The organism is Winogradskyella sp. SYSU M77433, assembly GCF_029911945.1.
Classification (GTDB): Bacteria; Bacteroidota; Bacteroidia; order Flavobacteriales; family Flavobacteriaceae; genus Winogradskyella.
Map to the genome: position 1 here is coordinate 382878 of NZ_JARYTG010000004.1, position 18406 is coordinate 401283.

Genomic DNA, 18406 nt, shown 5'->3' on the forward strand with positions numbered 1-18406 from the left:
AAATTTCATACTAAATCGAACTAATTTGGAATGAGTAATAAAACCATTACAATTGAAAATTTTGAAGAACTCACTGCTAAAATGAAAACAATGGAATTCTCTGTTGAGTGGAAAGTCAGCTCTGATATTGGTCCTGATTGGATAGGAAGTTATAGAACAATAGATTTTTATTTAAATGAATGTATCTTGACTGAAACAAAGTTTTGTGAAAGTTTAAAAGATAAATTAATCAAAATAATACCAATCCCAAATGAAAGTAAAGACTATGTAATTACTGGTGATGGCGATATTACTTTAGAGAATAAACAACTGAAAATTTATTATTCGTGGGAAAAAGCAATTCCTTATGACAATCCTAGTGAATATAAAGAAGAGAAAGTGTTATTTTACCCTTGATATTAAAAACAAAAAACTATGCGCAACAATAGTTATAAGTAATTGCTTGTTATTACCTACTTCTGAAAACCCTCGAGGATTTTATGTTTGGTATATACTTGCAAAGTTAAGTGCTAACCCACGTAACTATTTATAGCCGAGACCGTTGTATGCAATTTGAACAGCGAGCATATGAATCCATTATTTAAGCTAATTCCTGAATTAGAAGATTTTTTAAAATCTGTTAGGGAATCAATGATTTATGATTTGGTATTTTTTATTAAAAGAGAATCCTCTAATCCAAAATTACGGATGCTAAGTTTCATTTATTCCTTTGAAGATTTTAAAACTATAGTTTATTCTCTAGACAATAAAGGAGAAACTATTACTGATGTTGTTGGTTTACCGATAAAAGATTATGAAAATCTTTACTCAATGGAAAATTATGGAAGATTTGTTCCTTACGAACTAGAAGAAAAAGAAGATAAAATATACAAACAATATCAAGAGCTTGAGGACAAAGATAAGCTAACAGAATATTGGGATTATAGTGAAGAATATCAAAGCATGAAAAGTGACATTTTTAAAAGTTGGTTTATGGATTGTTGGCAAGTCGCAAGTACGAATACTAACGCAGGAATTTTAGCTTGCCTTGCAATACATGATTCTTCGGGAGGAATTGAATTAACAACTGGAAAATATATGACTGATGATGAAATCGAAAATATTTTTGACTAATCTAATACTTATTAGAACTGAAAAAAAACGGAATTAAAAAACTGCACAACAATATATATAACCGCAATATAAACAAGCAATGTCGAATCAAATAAAAAACAAACTGATTTTAAATCAAAAAGAATTTGACATACTAAAAGCAACACAAGAAGGATTAATAGAACCAAAAGATTTTGGAATTAAATCTAAATACCGTGCCTCAATTTTAATGAGAGGATATTTGACATCATACAAAATTGACTCTAACTCAAACTTTATTCTAAATAACTTTAGGGTTAATGTAAATATGAATGATGATATGAAAATAATTAATGGAGTTTCGCCTCACATTTCTTCGAAAACAGACCTTGAATCCAGAACTACTTATAGAGAATATAGAAATCTCAACTTATTTGTAAACTATTCTGGAGATATTCTAATAGGTAAGGGAGTTATTAGCAACTTAAATATACGATACAGACTATACGGAACTGAATATGAAGAAGTTTTTGAATTAAATATAGAAAAAGGCAAAGTTGTTTCAATAAAAAATTTATCGGAAAAGATTAAACTACACAAATTAAAATTTAAAAATGGTGATTGGGACATAGATACTCAAGGCACTGAATTTGATAATGAAATTGTGAAGTGGCTATTTAGAGATATTCAATTTTAGAAATAGTAGCTAACAGATTATCGAATAAATACTATTGCCAGCAACATCTATAATTCATTGCTTCCGACTTTCCTCTCAGAAAGTCCATGCAAATTTGCTATCTTCGGTTTACGACAGAAAAATCCTCACGAATTTTCACGCAATGAGCCTTACACAAAACTGTTCATTCTTCAAGAAACACTCAAATTAAATGAAATACAATAAATCTTACATATATTCATTTTTACTATTTACAATATTTACAGCTTGTCATAATGAAAAAGATGTATACATTATCAACGATAATTCTAATTTAGAATTTCGTATAAATATTCGTCCGGAAAAAGGACAACTTATGATAATTGAGAACGGTTCAAAGGAATATGAGAGATTAAAAGCGTATATCAATAATCTTGAAGATTTGAATGAGGTAGAATATATAAACACCTATCCTTTTTATACAATAAATGGTGAAGATTTAAGGATTCAAATCAATGTTGACAGTATTTATATTGAATATCTAAATCAAAAACAAGAGCATATAAAACTGTCTAAAAAAATCTCTATCGACGAATTTCTTGACTTTAATTATTTATCTCATTCTGATAACCGAATCCTTGATTTAGGAAACTTGTATGGTATTGGATATATTAAAAAGGATAAATATACTGAGTGTGGAATTGTACCTCAAGAAATTGAATATCACTACAAAGTTGGAAAATGGAAATTTTGGAATTTAGAAAGAAATTTGATTGCGGAAGGTGAATTTGAAATCGATAGTGCTTTAGCAAAAGGAAGAGGAGGTTGCGATTTTATGGTAAAAATGTCAAAAGTAAAAAATAGAAAATGGAAATTTTTCAATGGAAATGGAGAAGAAACTAAAGGAACCATTGAACAAATTTATAATATTGAAAACGCAAAATAGCAACGTCTGTCTGTAACGCTATAATTAATTGCTTGTTCTCGCTTACTTCTGAAACCCACTCAAAACTTAAACCAGATTTTAGGATTTACTTAATACGCTTTCTCCCTACTTAGAATTATCTTTACAAAAAAAGACTATGCTTACTTGGAAAGACATTATAAATTTTGCCGTTAACGGTAACCCAACACCAGACCAACGTGTAGAAAAATTGGAAACGGAATGGCAAGCGCAACTCACACCAGAGCAGTACCGCATCACCAGACAAAAAGGTACAGAACGCCCTCATAGTGGTGCATTATGTAGTACTTATGATGAAGGCAAATACAATTGTATTTGTTGCAATACTCCGCTTTTTGATTCTACCATAAAATTTAGTTCTGGAACTGGCTGGCCAAGTTTTACACAACCTATTAAAGAAAATGCTATTAAATACGAAAAGGATTCCTCTTTTGGTATGGTTAGGGTTGAAGTGATGTGCAATACTTGCGATGCGCATTTGGGCCACGTATTTCCTGATGGTCCAGAGCCTAGCGGTTTACGTTATTGTATTAATTCAGAGTCTATGACCTTAGACAAAGAGACGGCCTAATGGAAGACAAGAATATACAAATTGCTACCGTTGGCGGAGGTTGCTTTTGGTGCACCGAAGCTGTTTTTCAAGAAGTCAAAGGTGTAGAAAATGTGGTTTCTGGTTATTCTGGTGGCAACGTTCCCGGAAGACCTACTTACAGAGAAATTTGTTCTGGCCTTACTGGTCATGCCGAAGTGGTTCAGGTTACTTTTGATGCCAATGTTATTTCGTATCAGGATATTCTTGTGATTTTTATGACTACGCATGATCCAACAACGCTTAACAGACAAGGAGCAGACAGAGGTACACAATACCGTTCGGTAATTTTTTATCATAATACTGAACAAAAAAATACCGCAGAAATTGTACTAAATGAATTAGCGGAATATTATGATGATCCTATTGTGACAGAAATCACTGAAGCACAACCATTTTTTGAAGCCGAAAAAGAACATCAGGATTTTTATAAAAACAATCCAGATTATGGCTACTGCACATTTGTTGTAGAACCTAAACTTACAAAGCTTAGAAAGCTACATGCTGATAAGTTGAAATAGCTGACTTATTTTTTGAAGTTATCCAAACCTTTTTGTAACCATTGATAGTAAGCTTTGTCATCTGGTTCAAAAGCGTTGGTTGTGTTTAATAGTTCCATATCATGGTCAACTAAGACATAATAAGGCTGAGAATTATTCTGAAAATTAATGGTCTGTAACGTTCCCCATTTATCGCCAATAGTCTTTATTTTTTTCACAGAACCATTCGGTCTTAAGTATTGAAACTGCTCAGATTCTGGTAATAGTTCCTTATCATCTACATATAGCGAAATAATTACATAATCATTCACCAATGTTTCTTTTACCTTATCGTCTGTCCATACCTGTTCTTCCATCTTACGACAGTTTACACAGGCCCAACCTGTAAAATCGAGCATAATGGGTTTATCTAAAGATTTAGCTAACGCTATACCTTCTTCAAGCGATTTTGTAATGGTAAACTCTTCTGTCTTTTCATAAAGACTATAAGTTAGAGGTGGTGGAAAACCACTCAACAATTTTAAGTTAGCATACTTTGTATTTGAGAGTCCAGGAATTAAGTAAATAATAAAAGAAACTACCAGAATTCCTGTGGTGATTCTTCCTTTACTTAATTTTTGAAGTGGACTATCGTGCGGAAACTTAATCTTACCGAATAAGTATAATGCCAAACCTATTCCGATAATAATCCAAATGCCTATGAAAATTTCACGTTTCAAAATTCCCCAATGCTCAACTAAATCGGCGTTTGATAAGAATTTTAATGCCAAGGCTAATTCAATAAATCCGAGTACCACTTTTACGGTATTTAACCATCCTCCAGATTTTGGTAAAGAATTCAACCATTTTGGGAACATTGCGAATAAAGTGAATGGTAAAGCTAAAGCTAGACCAAAACCACTCATTCCCATGGTTAATTGCATCGCGCCACCATCAGCTGTCAGTGAACTTCCTAATAAAGTTCCTAATATTGGTCCTGTACAAGAAAAGGATACAATAGCTAAGGTTAAAGCCATGAAAAATATCCCGATAAAACCTCCAATCTTATTCGCTTTGCTATCCATTGCAGCACTCCAAGATTGTGGTAAGGTCAATTCATAATATCCAAAAAACGAAAATGCAAATGCTATAAATATGATGAAGAAAATAATATTTAAAGTAACATTAGTTGAGATATTATTGAGTATTCCTGGATCTAAAGAATCTAATAAATGAAAAGGAATACTTAACAATACATAGATTAAGAAGATAAAGAAGCCATATAAAATTGAATTAAATAAGCCTTTTTTAGGGTCGCTTGCACTTTTGGTAAAGAATGAAACCGTAAGCGGAATCATTGGAAACACACAAGGGGTTAGTAAAGCAATTAAACCTCCTAAAAAGCCAAGAAAGAATATTGATAAATTACTTTGTTCTTCAACCGTTTGCTTTTCAAATTTATTCCAACCTGTAACATTTATATCTAAAGCTTTGGAAAGTTCCTTACTACGCTCATCAATGGCTACAACCTCTTCTTGTGCTTTTTCACCACTCAACAAGGTGGTAAACTCTTTTACTTCTGGTTGCAGACATTTTTCATTATCGCAAACCTGGAAAAAAACCTCTGCTTTAATTTCTTTTATTTCAGGATTTAGAACTTTTATTTTTTGTTCGAATGTGGCTGTCTCTTCAAAATATAGCACCTCCATATCAAAGGCTTCTTCAAAAATTTGAATAGACTCAGACTCTTTGGTATCACCTATCAATTCATAATTCCCATCTTGATCTAGAAACGTAAACTCTGTTGCAATTGGACCCAGACCTGTTGTATCTAAAGATGTTTGAGAGTAGAAATGCCAATGCTCATCAATCTCAGCAATGTATTTTAAATTGTATTCTGTATCAGAAATTTTTTCAATTTCAGACTTCCATTTAACTGGTTCTAAAATTTGTGAAAATACACTTGAAGATAATCCTAGAAATAAAAGGAAGAACAGGAGCGATCTTTTAATAGTCATATATTAAGGCATTAAAAGCACAAAAATAATTGTTGTGTTTTTATTAAAAATTAATAGTCGACTAATTTATAAAAACCTTAAGAAATTGTGATTGTTTTAAAGCACAAAAAAAACCGAACTCAATGTTCGGTTAATAAATTTATGGTGTACTTTCTATTTTTATTTTATCAGAGTGCTGCCACTTTGAGATGCCTCCTTCAAGATCGTAGACCTTTTTAAAACCTGCATCTTTAAGTTTTTTAGCACATTTTGCACTTCTGTTACCACCCTTACAATACAAGATAACAGGCTTTTCTTTATCTAGCTTAGTAATATCCTCATCGAAAGTAGGTGAGTTAAAATCTATATTTTGAGAATCCACTATTCGAACTTCTTCAAACTCTTCAGGAGTTCTAACATCGACTAATTGAACATCTTCAGTATCCAAAATAGTTTGCATCTCTTCTGCAGTTACTAATTTTACTTCAGCATCTTCATAAGACTTGTTTATACAACTTGTTGTGAAGCTTATTGCTACAAGAAGACAACAGATTAAACTTAACTTTTTCATAATAAGCGAGCTATATCATTATTGGTTGGCAACATCACCTTGCCACTCATTAAATCCGCCTAATAAATTATAGGCGTTTTCAAAACCTAATTGGTTCATTATTGCACATGCTTGAGCACTTCTAGCTCCTGATCTGCAATACACATAATAGTTCTTAGTTTTATCCAATTCTTCAAGTTCGTAAACAAAACCTTGCCCTTTATAAATATCTATATTAATGGCATTAGGTATAAAACCATCGTTAACCTCTTCTTGTGTTCTAACGTCTAGAATTACAGAATTATTATCATTTTCAAGTTGATTGACCCAGTCTTTTTGAGATAAATCTGCCATAAATATGAATTAAATTTAAGCAAAATTAACATTTCTTTAGGATATAGACGTAAAAAAATCCGAAGTGTTACAACTTCGGATTAATTTTAACATTTTAAGTTTAGCATTTCATAAACTAAACTTTTATAGTACAGCCTATTGCTTTTGTTTCTTTTATTTCAATTTCTTGCTTATTTAATAATGCATTTACAGCATCTTGCACATAAGTTGTGGTTACTGCACTAGCATCTTTGTAATTATCGTCAATGGCACCAATGTACTTAACAACATTTCCTTTATCAGATTTTTGAAGTACATAAACATGTGGTGTTTTAGTAGCACCATATTGTGGGTAGATTTCTTGATCCTCATCCATTAAATAAGGAAAAGTAAATCCTTTTTCTCTAGCTCTTTCTTGCATAGCTTCCATACTATCACCTGGCTTAACTTTTGTATTATTCGGCATTATTGCTATTACTGGGTAACCTTTTGAAGCAAATTTTTTGTTCAATTCTTCAATTCTATCTTCATAAGCCACAGCATATGGACAAGTATTACAAGTAAACACAACAATAAACCCTTTTGCTTCTTTATAATCTGATAAAGACACCATTTTACCATCAATGTTTTCTAGACTAAAATCTGTAGCAACATCACCAATTTTATAACCACCTTCTTCAGTGGTTGCTGTAAAAGCAGATAATGCTACTGTCAACACCATTACTGCGAATAATTTTAAAGTATTCATAAGCTTGTTAATTTAAAAATTGTTTTAATTCGGCTTCTAATTCTTCTTTGGTAAACGACTTTTCATAGAATTGTCGTTTTTCTTTATTGTAGATTATTGTAGCTGGTAATGCACCAGACCAATCTTTATTAATGGCAGGTATCCATCGGTTTTGGTCTACATCATCAAAAGCAACTACTTCAGATTGTAAATTATGCTTTTTAATAAATGGCTTTAACTTAGTATCATAATTTTTTGGGAAATCTAAACTCACCAACAAAACCTCAACGTTATTGTTTTTATACTTTTCATTAATTTCCTCAAAATACGGTAACTCTTTTACACAAGGAGCACACCATGTTGCCCAAAAGTTAACCACGTGAACTTTATCATCTTGCTTATTGATTAATGGCTCTAAGCCATCGTAGTCATATATCTTTAAATCGTAATCTAATACACTCTCAGCTTCTTTCTCTTTATTTAGAGTTAACTCAGATGCATTTATTTCTTTAGTTTCTTCAGTATTGTCCTTACAAGAACAGATAACCAATAGACATAAAAATAGTATTCGCTTCATGACATAAATTTATTAATAGAAACACACACAATTGAATAATTAACAAAAAATTAATTATGATATAAAAATAATATTATACATTTGTATATACAATTGTTGTATATGAAAGATATAACTGAAATATTAAAAACAAAGACCAACTTACCGTTAGCCAAAAAGACCGTTTTAAATGTGTCTTTTGCAAGTAATCACTTTAAGGATGGCATCCTGTCTGTTTTAAAACCTTATGATATATCTATAGAACAATTCAACGTTTTAAGAATTTTGAGAGGAAAGAACGGTGAACCTTCAAACTTAAAAGATATTCAAGACAGAATGATTAGTAAAATGAGTAATACCACTCGCCTAGTTGACAAACTTATCCTCAAGAATTTGGTTGAGCGTTTCACATGTGAGAAAAACCGAAGAAAAGTTGACATCTACATAACCGACGGAGGTCTTAGATTACTTGAACTAGTTGATCCAATTATTGAAGAAAAAGAAAACGAATTAACAAATAATTTGAGTAAGGAAGAGTTAGAAACATTGAACCTTTTGCTCACAAAAATGAGAAGTTAAAAAATTTTCAAACAACACTTGTATATACAAATTAAGTACTAACAACATAATAATTTTTACATGAATATGATTATAGAAAACTTAAAATGGCGCTATGCCACAAAGAAATTCGATAGTTCTAAAACAATATCAACAGAAGATTTTGAAACGCTTAAAAAAGCTATGCAATTAACAGCATCTTCTTACGGATTACAACCTTACAAAATCTTAAATATAGTAGACAAAGAAACGCGTACAAAGTTACGTGCTGCATCATGGAATCAATCACAAATAGAAGATGCATCACACATGATAGTACTTGCTAATATGACCGATTTCGGAGATGAATTAGTTGACAACTATTTTGAAAACGTTATTGATACCAGAAATCTGAATAAAGAAGATGTTGCAGATTATGCAAATACCATAAAATCAACAATTGGCCAACTTAGCCAAGAACAAAAAGCTTTATGGACAGCAAAACAAGCTTATATAGTAGTGGGCAACTTATTATCTGCCGCCGCACAATTAAGAATAGATGCCTGTCCTATGGAAGGCTTTCAAAGCGAAGAATACAACAAAATTCTAGATCTAAATTCTAAAAACCTTAATGCTGCAGTAGTTGTTACTCTTGGCTATAGATCTGAAGAAGATGGTACTCAACACTACAAAAAAGTAAGAAAATCAGAAAATCAATTATTTACAAACATTTAAAACTTAAAAACAAACAATTACAATGAAAAACAGAAATTCACAAATCGCTATGCTATTTATCTTAGCATTCTCTTTTATGTCATTTACAGTCTTAAAAGACAAAAAAGTAGATGTATCATCAAGTAAAGTAACATGGAAAGGTTACAAAGTTGGTGGTGAGCACGAAGGAACAATTAAACTTAAAGAAGGTTCTTTATCTTTTAATGATGATACTTTAGAAGGTGGTTCTTTTACTATTGATATGACTTCTATAAATACTACAGATTTAACAGGAGATTACAAAGACAAATTAGATGGTCATTTAAAATCTGATGATTTCTTTGGTGTAGAAGAATATCCAACAGCGACTTTAAAAATCACTTCAGTAAGCGGTAAAAATGGTAAATACACTGTTAAAGGAGATATTACCATAAAAGGTATAACAGAATCAATTTCTTTTCCTATGACAGTTACTGAAAATTCTGCAACTGCTAGTTTAAAAATAGACAGAACAAAGCACAAAATCACATATAAATCACCTTCGTTATTAGAAACTTTAAAAGATAAAGCAATCTATGACGAATTTGATATTAATGTAGAATTAAAATTTTAATTCCCTAAGGATTAATAGTAATCCACTTTATAAAGATTCTTGTTCAAGTATATAATTTATATGAAGACAAGAATCTTTTTTATGATATAGTTTGAAATAAAAATTTTCATTTCTATATTTGACACACAGATGAAAACAATAACAAATCATACTTGGTGGTGGAATTTTGCAAACTCATGTTCGTGAAAGAAACCTTGTATGCTATATTATAGAAAAAGGCTTGTCATTCACGACAAGCCTTTTTTAATTTTAAATCATAAATGAAAACATTCAGTTTATACACACATTACAAAAAAATACTTGCAGATACTATTACTCCTGTGAGCATTTATCTTAAAATAAGAGATAAATTTCCCAATAGCATTTTATTAGAGAGTAGTGACTATCATGCCAATGATAACAGTTTTTCTTATATCTGTTGTAATCCTATTGCTTCAATTAAGGTTAAGGACGGTTTAATTTCCCAAACTTATCCAGACGGAAGCTCTAAAAACAACTTTGCAGAATCTATATATGTGGTAGAAGAAATCAACAAATTCACAAGACGATTTAAAGTAGATTCTAATGAAGATTTCAAATTTATAAATAATGGCATCTTTGGCTATACCGCTTACGACGCAGTAAAGTATTTTGAAGACATTGAAATTTCTAAAAAAGAAAATTCTATTGATATTCCAGACATTTATTATGCGGTATATCAAAACATCATTGCCATTAACCATTTTAAAAACGAAGCTTACATTTTTGCACATTGTTTTGATACTGATAACAACATTGATGAGATACATCAAATTATACAAACAAGGCAATATGCCTCTTACAACTTTGATGAAAAAGGTGACATTCAATCTAACCTCACAGATGAAGAATATAAACAACATGTAGAGCTCGCTAAAAAACATTGTGCCAGAGGTGATGTGTTTCAGCTAGTATTGTCTAAACAATTCTCACAAGAATTTAGAGGAGATGAATTTAATGTTTACAGAGCATTAAGAAGTATTAACCCTTCCCCTTACCTATTTTATTTTGACTACGGAAGTTTTAAAATCTTCGGAAGTTCACCAGAAGCACAACTTATCGTTAAAGAAGGTAAAGCAGAAATTCATCCTATTGCAGGTACGTTTAAACGAACAGGAAATGACCTTAAGGATGCTGAACTAGCTGAAAAGCTAATTAACGACGACAAAGAAAATAGTGAACATGTGATGCTGGTTGACCTAGCCAGAAACGATCTTAGCAGGCATGGATCTAATGTTACAGTAGAAAACTATAGAGAGGTGCAATTCTTTTCGCACGTCATTCATTTGGTAAGTAAGGTGACAGGAACCAAACACAAAGGTACGGATACCATGCAAATTGTAGCAGACACCTTTCCTGCTGGAACTTTAAGTGGCGCACCAAAACATATGGCCATGCAGCTTATAGAGAAATATGAAAAAACCAACAGAAGTTATTATGGAGGTGCCATAGGCTTTATGGATTTTGAAGGCAATTTCAACCATGCTATTATGATTAGAACATTTTTAAGTAAAAATCACAAACTATTCTGGCAAGCAGGTGCAGGATTGGTCGCAAAATCTAGCCCAGAAAACGAACTACAGGAAGTCTATAATAAGTTAGGTGCTTTAACAAAAGCTATTGAACTTGCTAAAGAAATTTAATATGAAAAAGGTTTTAGTAATCGACAATTACGATAGTTTCACTTACAATTTAGTTCATTATTTAGAGGACTTAAATTGTGAAGTCACTGTAAAACGAAATGATAAATTAACACTTGAAGAGGTTGAGGCATTTCATAAAATTGTATTGTCACCAGGACCTGGGATTCCTGATGAAGCTGGCCTTCTGAAAGACATAATTAAAACTTACGCTCCTACTAAAAGTATTTTTGGAGTCTGTTTGGGCCTACAAGCTATTGGTGAAGTTTTTAGTGGAGAGCTAGAAAATTTGTCCGATGTTTATCATGGCGTGGCTACAAAGGTTACGTTGTCTGTAGATGATGAAGTTCTCTTTAAAGACTTAGACAAAACTTTTGAAGTAGGCCGTTACCATTCTTGGGTGGTGAAAGATAATCTTCCCAGTAGCCTTGAAGCTACCTCTTATGATGAAAACGGACAGATAATGTCCATAAGACATAAAACCTACGATGTAAAAGGCGTTCAGTACCATCCAGAATCAGTGTTAACACCTGATGGAAAAAAGATTTTAGATAATTGGTTGAATAGTTAAGAGCCCTTCCTAAATCCTTCCCATCGGGAAGGACTTTAATAGAAAACATAAAAAAATTGATTTACAGAACACTTAATTAAATAAAAGAAATTCCCTTTCCTTTGGAAAGGGTTAGGGATAGACCCATGAAAGAAATACTAAACAGATTAATAAACCAAGAAAGCATCTCATCGGAAGAGGCAAAAAATGTATTGGTAAATATCTCAGAAGGAAAATATAATCAGAGTCAAATTGCATCTTTCCTCACTGTTTACATGATGAGAAGTATCACTATAGAAGAGTTACGAGGTTTTAGAGATGCACTTTTAGAGCTTTGCATACCTATTAATTTAGACGATTTTGATACTATCGACTTATGTGGAACTGGTGGTGATGCTAAGGATACTTTTAACATCTCTACATTATCCTCATTTATCACTGCTGGTGCTGGAGTAAAAGTCACCAAGCATGGTAATTATGGAGTCTCTTCAGCAAGCGGCTCTTCTAATGTAATGGAATATTTAGGCATCAAATTCACCAATGATGTTGATTTTTTAAAGCGAAGTTTAGATTTAGCAAATATCTGTGTGCTACACGCACCATTATTTCATCCTGCAATGAAAAATGTGGCACCAATACGTAAAGAACTAGGTGTAAAAACCTTTTTTAATATGTTAGGTCCTATGGTAAATCCAGCGTTTCCAAAAAATCAAATGGTTGGTGTATTTAGTCTCGAATTATTAAGGCTTTACGGTTACCTTTATCAAGAAACCAATAAAAATTACGCTATTGTTCATGCTTTAGATGGTTATGACGAAATCTCATTAACTGGAAAAACAAAAGTAGTTTCTAACAACTCTGAATCTTTATTCTTACCAGAAGACATAGGATTTTCAAGTATAGGTCAGAATGAAATTTTTGGAGGAAAAAGTGTAAAAATGGCTGCCGAGATTTTTAAAAGCATAATTAATGGAGAAGGAACAGAAGCACAAAACAACGTTGTCTTTGCAAACGCAGGTTTAGCTATCGCCACAGCAAAAGACATTGACCTTAAAGAAGGTATTGAATTAGCCAAAGAATCATTACTCAGTGGTAACGCAAAAGACAGTTTAAAAACTTTAATAGCCATAAGCAAATAGACTATTTGAACCATGAATATTTTAGATCAAATTGTAGCAGACAAACGCAAAGAAGTTGCACTTCGAAAAAGCCTGATTCCTTTAAAACAATTGGAAACTTCAGTGCTTTTTGAAAGATCATCAATTTCACTTTCTAAAAATCTAAAAAACAGTACTTCTGGTATTATTGCAGAACATAAAAGACGTTCACCATCAAAATCTACAATCAACCAAAACCTGAATGTGCAAGATGTCGCTAACGGTTATGAAGACGCTGGTGTTTGTGGCATGTCTGTGCTTACAGATGGAAAATATTTTGGTGGTTCTTTAGACGATTTATTATTAGCGAGAGCTAGTTGTAATCTGCCACTATTACGTAAAGAATTTATAATAGACACTTATCAAATATTAGAAGCTAAAGCTTATGGTGCAGATGTCATTTTATTGATTGCTGCAATCCTGACCAAGGAAGAAATAAAGCATTTTTCAGAATACGCAAAAAGCTTAGATCTAGATGTTTTACTTGAGGTTCATAATTTAGAAGAGCTTCAAAAATCCATTATGCCAACCATTGACATGCTTGGTGTTAATAACAGAAATTTAAAAACTTTTGAAGTAAGCCTAGAAACATCAAAAATATTGAGCAACCACATTCCTGATGATTTTGTAAAAGTTTCAGAAAGTGGTATCAGTTCCATTGAAGCCATAAAGGAATTGCAACCTTATGGTTACAAAGGTTTTTTAATTGGTGAAAATTTTATGAAAACTGATAATCCAGGAGAGAGTGCAACAAAATTTATAAAAGACCTTCTCTAACTCTTCCAAAGGAAGAGAACTAAAACGCTAATGAAAAAAGAACAAGAAAATAATCGCAATCCTATTTTCCCTTCTGGAGAAAATGCCGACAGTCAAAAAGGGCTTTTTTTCAAAATCTGTGGAATGAAATATAATACAGCTGAAGTTGCAGCACTGCAACCAGACTATCTTGGCTTTATTTTTTACGACAAATCACCTCGTAATTTTGAAGGTGCCATTCCAGAATTACCAAAGTCAATCAAAAAAGTTGGTGTTTTTGTTGATGAAGCAATTGATGTTATTATTCAGAAAATTAAAAAATATGAACTTGATGCAGTTCAACTTCATGGTAATGAATCTCTAGATTATTGTAATGTCCTGAAACGTCATTACGAGAAGCGCAGCGACGAAGCAATCTTATCAAAAGAAACAGATTGCCACGTACTGACAAAAAGTGTCAGAACTCGCAATGACAGATCAATTGAAATCATCAAAGTATTCAGCATCAAAGATGAATTCGACTTCAGTCAACTTCAACCTTATGAAGATGTAGTAGATTATTTTCTATTTGACACCAAAGGAAAATTACCAGGCGGAAACGGTTACACCTTCAATTGGAACGTGTTAAAAGAGTATCGATCAACAAAACCTTACTTTTTAAGTGGTGGTATTGGGTTAGAAGAAATAGACAATGTTATATCATTCCTTCAGAGAGAGGAATCTAAATATTGCTATGCTGTAGATATCAACAGCAAATTTGAAATAAAACCTGGATTAAAGGCTATTGAAAAACTAGAAGAATTTAAAAAGTACGTCACTTCGAGTGATTTTTGAAGAATGAAAAAATTGTATCGAGAAGTATCTGGTTCTGACAGAAAATTCTATCGAATTTAATTCGACCTGACAAAACAAAATAAGATCCTGAAACAAGTTCAGGATGACATTAGACTATGAAAAACACATACAACATCAACGACAAAGGTTACTACGGCGAATTTGGTGGTGCCTTTATACCAGAAATGCTCTACCCAAACGTAGAAGAACTACGCCAAAACTATCTTAAAGTAATGGCAGAATCGTCTTTTCAAGAAGAGTTTAATCAATTGCTTAAGGATTATGTTGGTCGTCCTTCCCCACTCTATTTTGCCAAGCGCCTTTCAGAAAAGTACAATACCAAAGTATATTTAAAACGTGAAGATTTAAATCATACTGGTGCACATAAAGTAAATAATACCATTGGACAAATCCTTATGGCAAAACGTTTGGGCAAGACCAGAATCATTGCCGAAACTGGTGCTGGACAACACGGAGTTGCTACAGCTACGGTTTGTGCACTAATGGGACTAGACTGTATCGTGTACATGGGAGAAATTGATATTGCCAGACAAGCACCAAACGTTGCTCGTATGAAAATGCTAGGTGCAGAAGTAAGACCTGCATTATCAGGAAGTAGAACGCTTAAAGATGCCACAAACGAAGCCATTAGAGATTGGATTAACAATCCTGTAGACACACATTACATTATTGGCTCAGCTATTGGCCCACATCCATATCCCGATATGGTGACGCGATTTCAGTCTGTAATTTCAGAAGAAATAAAATGGCAACTCAAAGAAAAGGAAGGTCAAGAAAATCCAGATTATGTTGTAGCTTGTATTGGTGGTGGTAGTAATGCAGCTGGAACATATTATCATTTTTTAGATGATGAAAACGTTGGTATTATTGCTGTAGAAGCTGCAGGTAAAGGCATCCATTCTGGTGAAAGTGCAGCAACATCTGCATTAGGTAAAGAAGGTATTATTCATGGTTGCAAAACCTTGTTAATGCAAACTGATGATGGCCAAATTACAGAACCCTACTCTATTTCTGCAGGTTTAGATTATCCTGGTGTTGGTCCATTACATTCGCATTTATACAAATCTGGTCGTGGTGAATTTTACTCTGCAACAGATGATGAAGCTATGCAAGCCGGATTAGAATTAACCAAATTGGAAGGTATTATTCCTGCAATAGAAAGTTCTCATGCTTTGGCTGTTTTTAAACATAAAACATTTCAACCAGATGATATTGTTGTTATCAGCTTATCTGGTCGTGGTGATAAGGATTTACAGAATTATATTGATTATTTCAAGCTTTAAAAGACGCTAGATGCGAGAAAAGAAACATAAGACTTTAAATAAATGTCTAATATCTATATTCTCATATCTCATTTCTATAAAATTATGAACAGAATAAACCAAAAACTAAACGAAGATAAAAAGCTATTGTCCATATACTTTACAGCAGGCTACCCAAATATAGATGACACGGTTTCTATTATTCAGAATTTAGAACAAAGTGGTGTGGACATGATAGAAATCGGTCTACCGTTTAGCGATCCACTTGCTGATGGACCAACCATTCAAGCCAGTTCAACAACTGCACTAAAAAATGGTATGACCACAGAAAAACTATTCGAACAGCTTAAAGATATTCGAAAGTCAGTTTCAATTCCATTAATTATCATGGGTTATTTTAATCCTGTGTTGCAATATGGTGTTGAGCCCTTTTGTGAAAAATGCCAAGAGATCGGTATCGATGGATTAATTCTTCCTGATTTACCTGCTGATGTTTATGACGAGGAATACAAAGCTATCTTTGAAAAATATGGACTTATCAACGTGTTTTTAATCACGCCTCAAACTTCAGAAGAACGTATTAGATATATCGATTCTATTTCAAACGGATTTATTTATATGGTAAGTTCTGCGAGTACAACTGGTACACAATCTGGCTTCGGAGAAGCACAGACTACTTATTTTGAACGTATTTCTAAAATGAATTTAAACAATCCTCAAATTGTTGGGTTTGGTATTTCAAACAACGACACATTTACCCAAGTTTCAACTCATACGAAAGGAGCTATTATTGGTAGTGCTTTTATTAAATATATTTCTGAAAACGGGATAAACGAATTGAACAACTTTGTTAACCCAATACTTTTTAAGAATTAATAGTTTTTAACAATTAAAACTTAGATTTTAAGATACTTTTGAGACATTAAAACCCCTTAATTCCTTATATTAAATAGAACACAAAAACAAATGAATTATGGGCATTATAGCAGATAAGAGAAAGTTTAAACCAACTAAAAAACAAAGTAATCCAACAAATCCTACTGGTAATGTGAATCAGTCTACAAATGAGTTTGACATTGATGAAAATACCATTAAGGATCAACAAAAGAAAAAATAAGTATTAAACAACAAAATAAGAAAGCCTGTTCATATATTTGAACAGGCTTTTTTAATATGAAAAAATTAATAAACGACTGGAAACTTGTTATTCTACTATGTTTAACGCTTGGTTTAGCACCATTTTTTCCCGAACCACATATTGTTGGAAAAGTAAGATGGCTTGCAGGAGGTGCTGTTGGCATGTCTCCAATGGATTACTTTGATGTACTTTTACATGGATTTCCATTTTTATTATTAGTTCGACTAATAATCTTAAAACTTATTCCTGCTAAGAAAGAATCAAATTAAAAAGTATGCCTTTAAACATTGTTCTTATAGAACCTGAGATACCGAATAACACAGGTAATATTGGTCGATTAGCTTTGGCTACAGGCTCTCGATTACACTTGGTTAAACCTTTTGGTTTTGAAATTGATGACAAACGCCTAAAACGTGCTGGACTTGATTATTGGCAACATCTTGAAGTCATTTATTACGAAAACAAAGAGGAATTCTTTACTAAAAATGCAGATAAAAAAATGGCTTTTTTAAGCAGTAATGGTACTAAATCGCATTGGGATATACAGTTTACGGATGATATGTTTCTTGTTTTTGGTAAAGAATCTGTAGGTCTGCCAAAACCTCTAATTGAAGAACGAAAAGAAGACCTTTTCAAAATACCAATGTATAGTAAGAATATTAGAAGTCTTAATCTTGCTAATGCTGTGAGTATTATTGTTTATGAAGGTTTAAGGCAACTTCGTTAAAAATATCACAAAATAGACATTCTAATTAAACGCTTTTCAAACTATGAAGTCATAGAGGTGTTCATTAATTAAAACACATAAATTATGATTTCAAAAACATTAAAATTAAGCGTATTGGTTATTGCTATTTGTGCTGTATCCTTTGTAGATGCTCAGGAAAGAAAACGTAAACAGAGACCTAGCTCTGAAGAATTATTTAAAAAACTAGACACTAATGATGATGGAGCATTATCATTGGAAGAATTTAAAGATCAGCGTCAACGAAAGGAGGTTAAAGAAGAAACAATTGGCGAACACTTTAAAGAATTAGACACAAATTCTAATGGTTCATTATCCTTAGAAGAGTTTATTGCCAGAAAAGAGTTAATGAAGCAAAAACGTATTGAAGATCGTTTTTCAGAAATGGATAAAAATGGTAACGGAACTGTAACTATAGACGAGTACAAAGCTTTTGTCGAAAATCACAAAAAAGAAAGACCACAGCATAATTGTGGCAAAAATTGATTGATTGATTGATT

Annotated in this window: 25 protein-coding genes; 20 read left to right on the forward strand and 5 right to left on the reverse strand. The window is 32.3% G+C overall.

Features of this window, described 5'->3' with window-relative positions:
• Window positions 1-30: 30 nt before the first annotated feature.
• The 6 genes from QGM60_RS10625 (at window position 31) to msrA (ending at window position 3800) form a co-directional block, all read left to right on the forward strand.
• Entirely contained in the window at window positions 31-396 is a 366-nt protein-coding gene (locus tag QGM60_RS10625; RefSeq protein WP_281140218.1) for a hypothetical protein, read from the forward strand.
• 171 nt (window positions 397-567) lie between these two features.
• Entirely contained in the window at window positions 568-1113 is a 546-nt protein-coding gene (locus QGM60_RS10630; RefSeq protein WP_281140219.1) for a hypothetical protein, read from the forward strand.
• Between the two features lie 79 nt (window positions 1114-1192).
• Complete coding sequence (locus tag QGM60_RS10635; protein ID WP_281140220.1) at window positions 1193-1768, forward strand: hypothetical protein; 576 nt, start codon at window positions 1193-1195, stop codon at window positions 1766-1768.
• Window positions 1769-1958: 190 nt separating this feature from the next.
• Window positions 1959-2672 carry a hypothetical protein gene (locus tag QGM60_RS10640; RefSeq protein ID WP_281140221.1) on the forward strand — a complete coding sequence of 238 codons (714 nt, stop codon included), beginning with the start codon at window positions 1959-1961 and terminating at the stop codon, window positions 2670-2672.
• A gap of 136 nt (window positions 2673-2808) precedes the next feature.
• Complete coding sequence (gene msrB, locus QGM60_RS10645; protein WP_281140222.1) at window positions 2809-3261, forward strand: peptide-methionine (R)-S-oxide reductase MsrB; 453 nt, start codon at window positions 2809-2811, stop codon at window positions 3259-3261.
• Entirely contained in the window at window positions 3261-3800 is a 540-nt protein-coding gene (gene msrA / locus QGM60_RS10650) for a peptide-methionine (S)-S-oxide reductase MsrA (RefSeq protein ID WP_281140223.1), read from the forward strand. Before msrB ends, msrA begins: the two co-directional genes overlap by 1 nt.
• A 5-nt stretch (window positions 3801-3805) precedes the next feature.
• Here the strand turns inward: msrA and QGM60_RS10655 are convergent, their stop codons facing one another.
• From QGM60_RS10655 to QGM60_RS10675, 5 genes are all read right to left on the reverse strand, one after another.
• Window positions 3806-5776, reverse strand: coding sequence for a cytochrome c biogenesis protein CcdA (locus QGM60_RS10655; protein WP_281140224.1), 1971 nt, complete (start codon window positions 5774-5776; stop codon window positions 3806-3808).
• 139 nt (window positions 5777-5915) lie between these two features.
• Window positions 5916-6326: a rhodanese-like domain-containing protein gene (locus QGM60_RS10660; RefSeq protein ID WP_281140225.1), complete on the reverse strand. Its 411-nt coding sequence runs from the start codon at window positions 6324-6326 to the stop codon at window positions 5916-5918.
• An 18-nt stretch (window positions 6327-6344) separates the two neighbouring features.
• Window positions 6345-6659, reverse strand: a complete 315-nt coding sequence (locus QGM60_RS10665) for a rhodanese-like domain-containing protein (protein ID WP_281140226.1) — start codon at window positions 6657-6659, stop codon at window positions 6345-6347.
• 115 nt (window positions 6660-6774) lie between these two features.
• Window positions 6775-7386 (reverse strand): thioredoxin family protein, encoded by a 612-nt coding sequence (locus QGM60_RS10670; protein WP_281140227.1) that lies wholly within the window; start codon window positions 7384-7386, stop codon window positions 6775-6777.
• 7 nt (window positions 7387-7393) lie between these two features.
• Window positions 7394-7942 (reverse strand): redoxin domain-containing protein, encoded by a 549-nt coding sequence (locus QGM60_RS10675; RefSeq protein WP_281140228.1) that lies wholly within the window; start codon window positions 7940-7942, stop codon window positions 7394-7396.
• A 102-nt stretch (window positions 7943-8044) separates the two neighbouring features.
• Between QGM60_RS10675 and QGM60_RS10680 the strand changes: the two genes are divergently transcribed.
• The 14 genes from QGM60_RS10680 to QGM60_RS10745 all read left to right on the forward strand — a co-directional run bounded on the left by QGM60_RS10680 (window position 8045) and on the right by QGM60_RS10745 (window position 18392).
• Window positions 8045-8500, forward strand: coding sequence for a MarR family transcriptional regulator (locus tag QGM60_RS10680; RefSeq protein WP_281140229.1), 456 nt, complete (start codon window positions 8045-8047; stop codon window positions 8498-8500).
• 60 nt (window positions 8501-8560) lie between these two features.
• A complete protein-coding gene (locus QGM60_RS10685; RefSeq protein WP_281140230.1) occupies window positions 8561-9193 on the forward strand; it encodes an NAD(P)H-dependent oxidoreductase in 633 nt (210 codons plus the stop codon).
• Window positions 9194-9215: 22 nt separating this feature from the next.
• Window positions 9216-9785, forward strand: a complete 570-nt coding sequence (locus tag QGM60_RS10690) for a YceI family protein (protein WP_281140231.1) — start codon at window positions 9216-9218, stop codon at window positions 9783-9785.
• A 260-nt stretch (window positions 9786-10045) separates the two neighbouring features.
• On the forward strand, window positions 10046-11446 hold the full coding sequence (locus tag QGM60_RS10695) for an anthranilate synthase component I family protein (RefSeq protein WP_281140232.1): 1401 nt from the start codon (window positions 10046-10048) through the stop codon (window positions 11444-11446).
• A gap of 1 nt (window position 11447) precedes the next feature.
• A complete protein-coding gene (locus QGM60_RS10700; protein ID WP_281140233.1) occupies window positions 11448-12014 on the forward strand; it encodes an aminodeoxychorismate/anthranilate synthase component II in 567 nt (188 codons plus the stop codon).
• A 125-nt stretch (window positions 12015-12139) separates the two neighbouring features.
• Window positions 12140-13132 (forward strand): anthranilate phosphoribosyltransferase, encoded by a 993-nt coding sequence (trpD, locus tag QGM60_RS10705; RefSeq protein ID WP_281140234.1) that lies wholly within the window; start codon window positions 12140-12142, stop codon window positions 13130-13132.
• 12 nt (window positions 13133-13144) lie between these two features.
• Window positions 13145-13927 (forward strand): indole-3-glycerol phosphate synthase TrpC, encoded by a 783-nt coding sequence (gene trpC, locus QGM60_RS10710; RefSeq protein WP_281140235.1) that lies wholly within the window; start codon window positions 13145-13147, stop codon window positions 13925-13927.
• A 123-nt stretch (window positions 13928-14050) separates the two neighbouring features.
• On the forward strand, window positions 14051-14740 hold the full coding sequence (locus QGM60_RS10715; protein ID WP_281140286.1) for a phosphoribosylanthranilate isomerase: 690 nt from the start codon (window positions 14051-14053) through the stop codon (window positions 14738-14740).
• 116 nt (window positions 14741-14856) lie between these two features.
• The gene (trpB, locus tag QGM60_RS10720) at window positions 14857-16044 is read left to right on the forward strand and encodes a tryptophan synthase subunit beta (RefSeq protein WP_281140236.1); all 1188 of its coding nucleotides are present in this window, start codon (window positions 14857-14859) and stop codon (window positions 16042-16044) included.
• An 84-nt stretch (window positions 16045-16128) separates the two neighbouring features.
• On the forward strand, window positions 16129-16899 hold the full coding sequence (trpA, locus tag QGM60_RS10725) for a tryptophan synthase subunit alpha (protein WP_281140237.1): 771 nt from the start codon (window positions 16129-16131) through the stop codon (window positions 16897-16899).
• A gap of 97 nt (window positions 16900-16996) precedes the next feature.
• Window positions 16997-17140, forward strand: coding sequence for a hypothetical protein (locus tag QGM60_RS10730; RefSeq protein WP_281140238.1), 144 nt, complete (start codon window positions 16997-16999; stop codon window positions 17138-17140).
• A 56-nt stretch (window positions 17141-17196) separates the two neighbouring features.
• Window positions 17197-17430 (forward strand): hypothetical protein, encoded by a 234-nt coding sequence (locus tag QGM60_RS10735; RefSeq protein ID WP_281140239.1) that lies wholly within the window; start codon window positions 17197-17199, stop codon window positions 17428-17430.
• Window positions 17431-17435: 5 nt separating this feature from the next.
• Complete coding sequence (locus QGM60_RS10740; RefSeq protein ID WP_281140240.1) at window positions 17436-17888, forward strand: tRNA (cytidine(34)-2'-O)-methyltransferase; 453 nt, start codon at window positions 17436-17438, stop codon at window positions 17886-17888.
• A gap of 84 nt (window positions 17889-17972) precedes the next feature.
• Window positions 17973-18392: an EF-hand domain-containing protein gene (locus QGM60_RS10745; RefSeq protein ID WP_281140241.1), complete on the forward strand. Its 420-nt coding sequence runs from the start codon at window positions 17973-17975 to the stop codon at window positions 18390-18392.
• Window positions 18393-18406: the final 14 nt, after the last annotated feature.